Annotated in this window: 9 protein-coding genes and 1 pseudogene; 7 read left to right on the top strand and 3 right to left on the bottom strand. The window is 54.8% G+C overall.

The window, feature by feature from the left end; translation table 11 throughout:
- Positions 1-323: 323 nt before the first annotated feature.
- Positions 324-449, bottom strand: a pseudogene (locus ACSZO4_RS22990) (IS3 family transposase); the annotation flags it as partial.
- Positions 450-608: 159 nt separating this feature from the next.
- Between ACSZO4_RS22990 and ACSZO4_RS22985 the strand changes: the two are divergent.
- Together ACSZO4_RS22985 and ACSZO4_RS22980 are read left to right on the top strand one after the other, a co-directional pair.
- A complete protein-coding gene (locus tag ACSZO4_RS22985) occupies positions 609-1,046 on the top strand; it encodes a DUF5675 family protein (RefSeq protein WP_161586832.1) in 438 nt (145 codons plus the stop codon).
- Positions 1,043-1,738: a hypothetical protein gene (locus ACSZO4_RS22980; protein ID WP_437891371.1), complete on the top strand. Its 696-nt coding sequence runs from the start codon at positions 1,043-1,045 to the stop codon at positions 1,736-1,738. The genes ACSZO4_RS22985 and ACSZO4_RS22980 overlap by 4 nt, the downstream gene beginning before the upstream one ends.
- A gap of 624 nt (positions 1,739-2,362) precedes the next feature.
- On the opposite strand, the gene ACSZO4_RS22975 is transcribed toward ACSZO4_RS22980, so the two are convergent.
- Both ACSZO4_RS22975 and ACSZO4_RS22970 read right to left on the bottom strand, forming a co-directional pair.
- Positions 2,363-3,256, bottom strand: a complete 894-nt coding sequence (locus ACSZO4_RS22975) for a proline iminopeptidase-family hydrolase (protein WP_437891370.1) — start codon at positions 3,254-3,256, stop codon at positions 2,363-2,365.
- 84 nt (positions 3,257-3,340) lie between these two features.
- Positions 3,341-4,093, bottom strand: a complete 753-nt coding sequence (locus tag ACSZO4_RS22970; protein WP_437891369.1) for a LuxR family transcriptional regulator — start codon at positions 4,091-4,093, stop codon at positions 3,341-3,343.
- A 268-nt stretch (positions 4,094-4,361) separates the two neighbouring features.
- On the opposite strand from ACSZO4_RS22970, the gene ACSZO4_RS22965 reads away from it, so the two are divergent.
- Genes ACSZO4_RS22965 through ACSZO4_RS22945 form a run of 5 tightly spaced genes read left to right on the top strand, consistent with a single transcriptional unit; the run spans position 4,362 to position 9,651 of the window.
- Entirely contained in the window at positions 4,362-5,300 is a 939-nt protein-coding gene (locus tag ACSZO4_RS22965) for an ABC transporter permease (RefSeq protein WP_437891368.1), read from the top strand.
- A complete protein-coding gene (locus ACSZO4_RS22960) occupies positions 5,297-6,142 on the top strand; it encodes an ABC transporter permease (RefSeq protein ID WP_437891367.1) in 846 nt (281 codons plus the stop codon). The genes ACSZO4_RS22965 and ACSZO4_RS22960 overlap by 4 nt, the downstream gene beginning before the upstream one ends.
- Entirely contained in the window at positions 6,139-7,122 is a 984-nt protein-coding gene (locus tag ACSZO4_RS22955; RefSeq protein WP_437891366.1) for an ABC transporter ATP-binding protein, read from the top strand. Before ACSZO4_RS22960 ends, ACSZO4_RS22955 begins: the two co-directional genes overlap by 4 nt.
- Positions 7,119-8,156 (top strand): ABC transporter ATP-binding protein, encoded by a 1,038-nt coding sequence (locus ACSZO4_RS22950; RefSeq protein ID WP_437891365.1) that lies wholly within the window; start codon positions 7,119-7,121, stop codon positions 8,154-8,156. The genes ACSZO4_RS22955 and ACSZO4_RS22950 overlap by 4 nt, the downstream gene beginning before the upstream one ends.
- Positions 8,137-9,651, top strand: coding sequence for an ABC transporter substrate-binding protein (locus ACSZO4_RS22945; protein WP_437891364.1), 1,515 nt, complete (start codon positions 8,137-8,139; stop codon positions 9,649-9,651). The genes ACSZO4_RS22950 and ACSZO4_RS22945 overlap by 20 nt, the downstream gene beginning before the upstream one ends.
- Positions 9,652-9,799: the final 148 nt, after the last annotated feature.

Genomic DNA, 9,799 nt, shown 5'->3' with positions numbered 1-9,799 from the left:
ATGGAAACCGCCAGTCCGTTCCCCGGAGGGGGACATGGTCTGGCAAAAGTGTAGCGGTATTAGGATCAGCTATTTAGTGTACTCATCAGCTTATGATGTCCATGTTCTTAAATTTTAATGAGTGAGTGATATTTGTTGTTGTCATTGAGTTTCACGTTGTCTCACTGGATCTCATGAAATCCTGGATCAAAATGTCATTTTCATTCCATGAAGGCGCAGGATGCATGATAGCGAAGTCTAAGGGGGAGGAAAACAGCAGGCAAAGCGACAGTCGTTTAAAGCGCTAGAAATGGCGAAGTCTGGTGATAAAGAAATGACTGATGTTGGCGAAAATTCAGTTTCAGCAGACAGTAAATCTGGTGAACTCTTCTGTGGTTCCAGCTGTTCCCCTGCCAGCGAAGGACCTGAAAAAGCTTTTTAAATCCGTATCGCGGATAGCGTTCAGCCGCTACGGAGATGCTTACCCAAAATCTGATTTATTCAACAAAGCCCTTATAGGAATAATCCTAACTACTCATTTTGTTTGAGCCGGAATAATGAATTAAGGCTCTCTTTCATATAATAAGTACAAGTGAAAGAGCAATAAAAACAAGATGGAATAAATCATTATGTCTTACACTATTTTCATCAAACGTTTATGGCAGAGCGAAAATTCAACAATAAGTGAATTTTCGATATCCGGCACTGAAATCTCCGGTTATTTTCTGGAACGCCCCGGGCCGGATACGACGGAAGCAAATTTACGAAAAAGAATCCCTGACGGCTCCTATAGCTTGAAATGGCATGCCAGCGGCAGAATGCGGAAATTCAGTCCATTACCTAATTTGTTCAATGCGAGTGTACCCTCAAGTCGCGCTATACTGATCCATCCAGGCAACGTTCCCGCCGACACGGATGGTTGTTTATTGCCCGGGAAGTCAAAAGGAGATGACCGAATAGGGCAAAGTCTGGGGTTATATGAAGAGATTAAGCAATTGATGGTTGATAAAGGGATAGAAAATTTTAATGTATTAATCACCTCATGCTATGTGGATTGCAAGAAATGAAAAAATACGCCAGCTTGATGTTCCTTCTTTTTATTTCTGTGTTCTCTCTTCGCGCAATTGCGACGGTGGAAATAAAGAACGGTGTACTCCAGGCTTACTGGCTACCGAACTGGAATGCTGATGCAACGGTCAACACGCCAGAGTTAGAGTTTCGCTATTTTTCCCTGGGTAATAAAAAGAAAGATAACAAAATAATTGATATTACTGCTAAAGGCAGTGAAGCGCAGAAGATCGCATTTATCAAAAAGAACTTTAAGAATATCCCGGATAACTTCTTTACCTTCAAAGAGTGGTACGTTAACCAACCCGGTACGATTAAAGTACCAGCGGTGGTTAACTATATGGAGTGCAACACAGATAACTATAAAGCCGATCTGCAGTCATTTCAGCCGGATAATGCTGCGCAAAACGCTGACGATATGATGACCCAGGATTTTGGCGGCTGTGGATCAGATACGCCTTATCTCGTGTTGTATCAGTTGAAAGAGGGGGAAAAAACGTTATCCCTGAAAAGCGAGGCCAGTGAAACAGCGTCAGATTTGGCCTCAGTCAACAGTAATGAAACGCTGGCTAAAATCAGAACCGTCGATAAAGCGTGGATCTATGTTGCAATTTACGACGAAGCGGAAAAAGGGCATCTGAGCAACAAACGTGGGTTTGTTAAACTGAGCACTCTGATACCGCTGAACTGATAATGTGTAAATGAAGTTAACCGACTTAAAATCATTCAGGATGTTGTCGACCGGCACCTGACAACGCAGATCGCCGCGCAGCGCCTGGGTATCTCCTGTCAGCTATATCAAGCCAGGGCATGTGAAAATTTCGGCGGCTTGATAGTGACGCTTAATTGAGGTTAATCAACATCTGTTATTCATGCTCTACACTTAATGTAGGTAGAATTATAGGTTATTTTAAATAATCACAAATTTATTATATTAATCAATGATGAAACACCAATGCATCATGGGCGTATGGGTGTCGAAATTCTCTAGTGTACTCATCAGTGTGTGATGTCCATGTTCTTAATTTTTAATGAGTGAGTGATATTTGTTGTTGTCATTGAGTTTTACGTTGTCTCACTGGATCTCATGAAATCCTGGATCAAAATGTCATTTTCATTCCATGAAGGTGCAGGGAGCATGATAGCGAAGTCTAAGGGGGAGGAAAACAGCAGGCAAAGCGACAGTCGTTTAAAGCGGGAGATAAATCTGGCGTTGGCGAAAACGGCAGCCTGAGTAATAGCCGCCGCGAAAAGACCCTCTGACGTGAGCTTCAGAGGGCCAGAAGGATTAACCTGGTGTGCGTCAGGGCTTACATCAACAGGCTTTCGCCAGAAAATCACTGACGGTCTGCATGCACAATGCCCGTTCTTCGACATGCGGCATATGGCTTGAGGATTCGAAAATCACCCACTGCGCCCCGGTAATCTTGTCCTTAAACGGCTGGACCACTTCTGGCGTGGCTTCGTCATAGCGTCCGGAGATCAGTAAGGTCGGCACGCGCACCTGGGGCAGGCGGTCAATAATCGTCCACTCTTTCATACTGCCAATAACGTGAAATTCCGTCGGCCCGTTCATTGCGTGATAAACGGTCGGGTCGATGTCCATCGCGTCAAAGGTGCGCTGTACTTCCGGCGGCCAGGGATCGAGACGGCAGACGTGACGCTGATAAAAAACCTGGCTTGCGGCTTTATATTCTGCGCTGTCCAGCGTGCCAGCCGTCTCGTGGGCCAGCAAGGTTGCCTGTATCTCCGGGGGAAGTTCTGCACGTAATTTCGCTGCCCCTTCCAGCCACAGCGCCATCGAGGCCGGTGAGTTGGCGATGATCATCGCTTTCAGCCCCTGCGGTTGGGTGACCGCATGTTCTGCCGCCAGCATGCCGCCCCAGGATTGCCCCAGCAGCGCGTAATTGTCGGCAATCTCCAGCGCCTGCAGCAGATGATTCAGTTCGTCCAGAAACAGTGAAGGTTGCCAGAAATCGGGGCTTTTCTCCGGCAGATGGGTGGAGTGCCCGTTACCCAACTGATCGTAGTGGATCACGGCGCGCCCGGTTTCGGCGATATCTTTAAACGCATCCACGTAATCGTGCGTGCAGCCGGGGCCACCGTGGGCGACCACCAACGGTGTCAGGCCGTTGTGCATATCGCCGCAGATACGAAACCAGGTCTGATATCCCCGGAAAGGGACATAGCCTTCTCGAATGGTGTACATGAGTGACGTTTACCCTGTGAAGTGAACCGGTTTTCAGGTTAGAACGTCACGGCTTACGCTGAACACTAGCAAAAATGCTAGTTCTTAACTGTCGAGCAAACGGTAGTGCAGCGCGCGAACCACCGCCTGCACCCGGTTGATCGCGCCGAGCTTTTTCGCCGCCGTGTTCAGATGCAGGGTGACGGTGGCCACCGAGCGGTGCAGCTTGCGGGCAATCTCTTTCGCCGTCAGCCCTTCAGCAGACCACGCCAGACACTCGCGCTCGCGGTTGCTCAGTTTGACATGGCGGCAGGTGAGCATCGAGGCGTCAAACAGCGGAAACGCCGACTCCTGAAAACGGTGGGCCAGAAACGTCAGCTGCGCCAGCGTCTCGCTGATGTCCCGCTCTTCGCGCTGGTCGGTCACAATCCCGGTCAGGGTGACAAAGCCGCCGTGGGGTAAATGCAGCGGTACGGTGGCGCCGCAGGGCATGTTGTTATCACGCATGTAGTGCGTGACTTCCTGCGCGTTCTCGTCCAGCCGACCCTGCAGGGCGCTGCGGTCCGGGCGTTGATAAGACCAGACAAAGGGCGCGCAGCTCTCCAGCGCGAAGTGCTGTACCGGATCAACCTGGTAGTAGCCGCGCTCGCACCATAACCGGCGCATATCGTCTGGCACATTGCGCATTTCCAGCAGTGACGGCGTGATCAGGTCGCCCTCCAGAGAGCGCGGAACCGGCGTGTAATCGTAGATCACCGCATCGAAACCTAACGCCTGCGTGTGGGCAAAGAGTCCGGCAAACGCCTCTTCAAGCCTGCTGGCGTTGGCAACACCAGGGCTTTCAATATTAATGCGCATAATGAATTCCCTCCGGATAAACGGCGCCACGCCACGGGCACGGTTTGTGCAATTTCTCCGTGGCTTCGCCAGAACATGCAATTCCGGTGCCGTCCTGTGGGAAGGGTAAAACTAGTATTTTTGCTAACTATCCAGTCCTGAACGATGCCGTTAGCGTAAAGAAAACGCCCGATGCCTCTTCCCGGGCGCAAATTTATGACGCAGGACTGCACTACGGCGGAGCGATTTTTTAACCCTCCAGCACCGTATGCACCATGGGAGTTCGCTCATGCACCGTTACCGTTTTCTGTTATTTCGACCATTGCAACTGCTGCCCGTACTGCTTGGGATCAGCATCATCACCTTTGCGATGGTGCGGGCGATCCCTGGCGATCCGGCGCGCATTCTGCTGGGTGTACGCAGCACTCCGGCAGCGCTGGCGCGTATTCGCGCGCAGTTTGGCCTCGATGAACCTTTATGGGTGCAGTACGGCTACTTTCTGCGCAATTTATTGCAGGGGGAGCTCGGCAAATCGATTGTGTACCGCGTCGATACCCTCAAGCTGATTAACTCGCGACTGGAACCGACGTTGTGGCTGGTGCTGGGCAGCATGCTGCTTGCGGTGGCCCTCACCGTTCCGCTGGCCTCAGTGGCGGCCCGGCAGCGCGGGCGGGCGGCGGACCAACTGATTCGACTGTTCACCACGGCCGGGCTCGGTTTTCCGGCATTCTGGCTCGGCATCATGATGATCATCATTTTTAGTGTGGTGCTCGGCTGGTTCCCTGTCTCCGGCTACGGCAGTGATTTTGCTGACCAGTTGCACCATATGGTGCTGCCATGTCTGACGGTTGCGCTGGCGCTGTCTGCGGTCCTGACTCGCAACCTGCGGGCCAGCCTGCTGATGGAAATGAGCAGTGATTATGTGGTGGCCGCCAGGGCGCGGGGGCAGCGCGAAAACCGTATTTTCTGGCGTCATGTCTTGCCCAACTCCCTGGTGCCAACGCTGAACCTGCTGGCGGTGAATATAGGCTGGCTGATTGGCAGCACGGTGGTGATTGAGAGCGTGTTCGCCATTCCGGGGCTGGGTCAGTTGCTGGTGAAAGCCATTTTTAGCCGTGACTACATGGTGGTGCAGGGCGTGGTGATGGTCTTTGCGCTGGCGACCGTCGCCGTCAACCTGCTGGCCGATGTACTGACCGTGGCGCTGGACCCGAGGGTGAAATTATGACTGCACTTAATGTGATTTCAGGATTACGCCGCCGGGCGATCCCACGCCAGCATGCGCTGCGTGCAGGGATAGTGATTGTCGGACTGTGGTTGTTTATCGCGCTGTTTGCGCCGTGGCTGGCCCCCTTTGATCCCATAACCCAGGATGCCGCATCGAGCCTGCTTCCCCCCGGTGGCGTCCATCTGTTCGGTACCGATAACTTTGGCCGCGATATCTTTTCGCGCGTGCTGTGGGGCGCGCGGGTGGATCTGCAAATCTGTTTTCTGGGGGTTATCTTTCCGTTTCTGCTTGGCACTACGCTCGGTGCGCTGTCCGGCTATCTCGGCGGCGTAGTGGATGCGGCCATTATGCGGATTATCGACATCGTGCTGGCGTTTCCCTTTCTGGTATTGATGCTGGCGATCATCGCCATCCTCGGGCCGGGACTGGTTAGCTTCTATATTGCGATGGCGATGGTCGGCTGGGTCTCTTATGCCCGGCTGGTGCGGGCCCAGGTGCTGACGCTGAAACAGCGGGATTTCATTGTTGCAGCGCGCAGCCTCGGCTACGGCCACACGCGCATTCTTTTCCGTCATTTGTTACCCAACGCCATCACCGGGGCACTGGTGTTCTCCATGTCTGACTGCGTGCTGGTGCTGCTGAATGGCGCGGCGGTCAGCTACCTCGGGCTGGGCGTGCAGCCGCCAACGGCTGAGTGGGGCGTGATGGTGGCGGAAGGGCAGAGTTTTATCACCACAGCGTGGTGGATAACCACCTTTCCGGGGCTGGCAATTGTGCTGATGGCAATGGGCTTTAGCCTGCTGGCCGATGGTCTCGGCGATAAACTGGGGGCGCGCGTATGACACTGCTGACCGTTTCAGAACTCACCATTACTCGCGATCCGGATATCGCCCTGGTGGATAAGGTCTCGTTTACATTGAATGCCGGAGAGATGCTCGGCCTGGTCGGCGAGAGCGGATCCGGGAAAACCGTGACCTGCCGGGCATTGATGCGCCTGTTGCCGGGGCAGGGACTGGCGATTACCGGGGGAGAAGTGCGGCTGGGCGGCCGGGACTTACTGTCGCTCAGCGAAGCGCAAATGTCGTCGGTGCGCGGGCGCGAAATGGGGATGATTTTCCAGAACCCGGCCAGCCATCTCAACCCGGTGATGACCATTGGCGAGCAAATTGCCGAGAGCCGTCGCCGTCATTTTGGCGCCAGCCGTGCACAGGCGCGGGAAGATGCCAAAGAGCTGCTGCGTCAGGTGGGCATTCCCGACCCACAGAACCGCATTCACAACTATCCGCATGAATTTTCAGGCGGCATGCGCCAGCGCGCGATGATCGCCGTGGCGCTGGCGCCAGAGCCATCGCTGCTGATCGCCGACGAGCCGACCACGGCGCTGGACGTCACCGTGCAGATGCAGATCCTGCGACTGCTCAGTGAGCTACGTCAGCAGCTTGGGCTGGCGGTCATCATGATCACCCACGACCTTGGCGTGGTGGCGCAAACCTGCGATCGCATTGCGGTGATGTACGGCGGGCGGCTGTGTGAAGTGGGCGGCAAGCGCGATGTGCTCGCCCAGCCGCTGCATCCCTATACCCGAGGGTTAATTGACTGCCAACCGGGCAGCGAAGGCGGTCAGGGGCGTCTGCAAACCATCAGCGGTCAGCCGCCGGTGGCGGATAATTTCCCGGCGGGCTGTCGCTTTCATCCCCGTTGCTCACATGCCAGCGCGGCGTGCCAACAGCAGCCTGCGCTGCGCTGCGGGCGCGACACCCTGGCGCATGCCGCAGCCTGCCATCACGCATTACAACCACTCAGCCTGCGGGAGGGCGCATGACAACATCCGCAAACTGGCCGCTGTTAGAGGCGGACAACGTCAGCGTGACATTTCCGGTTTCCGGCGGCCTGCTGGGGGCCAAACGGAAGGTGCATGCGGTTAATGACGTCACGCTGAAAATTCACGCCGGGGAAACCCTCGGACTGGTGGGTGAATCCGGCAGCGGCAAAAGCACGCTCGGGCGGGCGTTATTGCAGCTTGAGCAGGTAACGGCGGGCGAGGTGCGTTTCGATGGACACCGCATTACGCATGGGCTGAAGAGCGATGTGGCGCGGTTACGCCTGCAAACGGCGATGATTTTTCAGGATCCTTTCGCCTCGCTTAATCCGCGCCAGACCATTGGCTACAGCATCGCAGAAGTGCTGCGTGTGCATCATAAAGTGCCGCGTAGCGCTGTGAATGCGCGGGTCGCTGAGCTGCTTACGCTGGTCGGACTGCGCCCGGAGCAGGCCAGTGCCCGACCCGGACAGCTTAGCGGCGGGCAGTGTCAGCGCGCGGGTATTGCGCGTGCGCTGGCGATCGAACCCCGGTTGATTGTCGCCGATGAGTGCGTGGCGGCGCTGGACGTTTCCATTCAGGGGCAGGTGGTTAATCTGCTAATGGAACTGCGCGAAAAGATGGGGCTGGCGATTTTGTTTATTGCGCATGACCTGGCGATTGTGCGTCGGCTGTGCGATCGCGTGGCGGTGATGTACCTCGGGCGCATTGTTGAGGAAGGGCCGTCCGAAGCGGTGTTCACCCGGCCGCGCCATCCGTATACCGCAGCGCTGGTGGCGGCAATCCCGGAAATCGATCCCGATAAACCACTGCCCGAAGAGCCGCTTGGTGGCGAACCGCCCAGCCCATTATCCATTCCACAGGGTTGCGCTTTCCACCCGCGCTGCCCTTATGCGCAGATGCAGTGTAGCACTGGCGCATTACCTCCAACCCGGCAGATTGCCGATCACGCATATTCCTGTGTGTTGACCCACACAGGCGATGAGACTGTTTTTCCTTTGACCCGGAGATCTTTTGATGAAGCACAGGCATGTTAAATTTTTGGCGGCCAGCGTTTTCCTGGCACTCAGTGTGGTCAGCGAAATGGCGCAGGCGGCAGGCGTTTTAACCATTGGCCGTCGTGAAGACAGCACTACGTTCGACCCGATCAAATCCGCGCAAAACGCCGACAACTGGGTGTTTTCCAACGTATTTGATCCGCTGGTGCGGGTGGATAAAACCGGCACCAAACTGGAGCCGGGCGTGGCGGAAAGCTGGACTATTTCCCCGGATGGCAAGGTTTATACCTTTAAAATTCGTGACACAAAGTTCTCCGATGGTACGCCGCTGAGCGCCAGTGATGCCGCGTTCAGCCTGCTGCGTATTCGTGACGATGAAGGGTCATTGTGGCGCGATTCGTACAGCATTATCGACAAAGCCGACGCGCCGGATGCGCGCACGCTGGTGGTCACGCTGAAATCGCCGTCTGCGCCGTTCCTGTCGCAACTGGCGCTGCCGAATGCCTCGGTGATTTCGGAAAAAGCGCTGAAGGCAGAAGGGGAAGAAGCATTTGCTGAAAAACCGGTCGGTTCCGGTGCGTTTAGCGTAAAAGAGTGGACGCGCGGCGAGAAAATCGTCCTGGTGAAGAACCCGAACTTCTGGCAGGCGAAGAACGTCAGCCTCGATGAGGTGGACTGGCTAACCATTCCTGATGACAACACCCGTATGCTGAAAGTGCAGGCAGGCGAACTGGATGCCGCACTGACGGTGCCGTTCTCGCGCATTGCCTCCCTGCAAAAAGACAACAATCTGAAAGTAGACCTGGACCCGTCAACCCGTGAAGACCATCTGCTGATCAACCATTCGCACGGTGCGCTTGGCAAAGTGGAAGTCCGCCAGGCGCTGGACTTCGCCATCGACAAAGATGCGATTGTGAAGACCGTGACCTTTGGCTACGGCCAGGTGGCGAATTCCTATATCCCGGCGGGTGCGGTGTATCACTACAGCGACAACCTGCGCCGCGCCTACGATCCTGAGAAAGCCAAACAGATGCTGAAAGCCGCTGGCGCGTCTGATTTAACGCTGAATTACGTGGTTAACGCCGGTGACGAAGTGGATGAGCAAATCGCCATTCTGCTGCAACAGCAACTGGCAAAAGCGGGCGTGAAGGTCAACCTGCAGAAAGTCGATCCCAGCCAGAGCTGGGACATGCTGGTGGCGGGTGAATACGATATCTCGGTGATGTACTGGACCAACGATATTCTCGACCCGGATCAGAAAACCACCTTCGTGCTGGGCCATGATGCGAACATGAACTATATGACGCGTTATCACAATGACAAGGTGAAAGCGCTGGTGGCGGCGGCTCGCGTGGAGATGGACCCGAAAAAACGTGAACAGATGTACATCGATCTGCAAAAAATGGCCAAAGCCGATGTGAACTGGGTTGATCTCTACTACAGCCCTTATCGCAACGTTACCCGCAAAAATATCGACGGCTTCTACCAGAACCCGCTTGGCCGTTTCTTCCTCGAAGATACGGTGAAGAAATAAGCCTGAAGACATTTTCCCTCACCCTGCTCTTCTCTCAAGGGAGAGGGAACTGTCCTTTTCTCCCTCTCCCTCAGGGCTGAGGAATCCCCAGAAAAAGTGAAAGGCACGATGAAGTGTGATCTACTGGTTGCGCTAACAAATCAGAAGA

The sequence above is a fragment of the Phytobacter sp. V91 genome (assembly GCF_965644225.1).
Taxonomy (GTDB): Bacteria; Pseudomonadota; Gammaproteobacteria; order Enterobacterales; family Enterobacteriaceae; genus CBFFRJ01.
Note: the sequence above shows the minus strand (reverse complement) of the source record. Positions and strands in the feature narration are given on the sequence as shown.

Excerpts from the sequence above, each read along its gene's own strand:
- ACSZO4_RS22970 (WP_437891369.1), bottom strand. The coding sequence starts at position 4,093 with ATGCGCATTAATATTGAAAGCCCTGGTGTTGCCAACGCCAGCAGGCTT.
- ACSZO4_RS22965 (WP_437891368.1), top strand. The coding sequence starts at position 4,362 with ATGCACCGTTACCGTTTTCTGTTATTTCGACCATTGCAACTGCTGCCC.
- ACSZO4_RS22975 (WP_437891370.1), bottom strand. The coding sequence starts at position 3,256 with ATGTACACCATTCGAGAAGGCTATGTCCCTTTCCGGGGATATCAGACC.
- ACSZO4_RS22960 (WP_437891367.1), top strand. The coding sequence starts at position 5,297 with ATGACTGCACTTAATGTGATTTCAGGATTACGCCGCCGGGCGATCCCA.
- ACSZO4_RS22950 (WP_437891365.1), top strand. The coding sequence starts at position 7,119 with ATGACAACATCCGCAAACTGGCCGCTGTTAGAGGCGGACAACGTCAGC.
- ACSZO4_RS22980 (WP_437891371.1), top strand. The coding sequence starts at position 1,043 with ATGAAAAAATACGCCAGCTTGATGTTCCTTCTTTTTATTTCTGTGTTC.
- ACSZO4_RS22985 (WP_161586832.1), top strand. The coding sequence starts at position 609 with ATGTCTTACACTATTTTCATCAAACGTTTATGGCAGAGCGAAAATTCA.
- ACSZO4_RS22955 (WP_437891366.1), top strand. The coding sequence starts at position 6,139 with ATGACACTGCTGACCGTTTCAGAACTCACCATTACTCGCGATCCGGAT.
- ACSZO4_RS22945 (WP_437891364.1), top strand. The coding sequence starts at position 8,137 with ATGAAGCACAGGCATGTTAAATTTTTGGCGGCCAGCGTTTTCCTGGCA.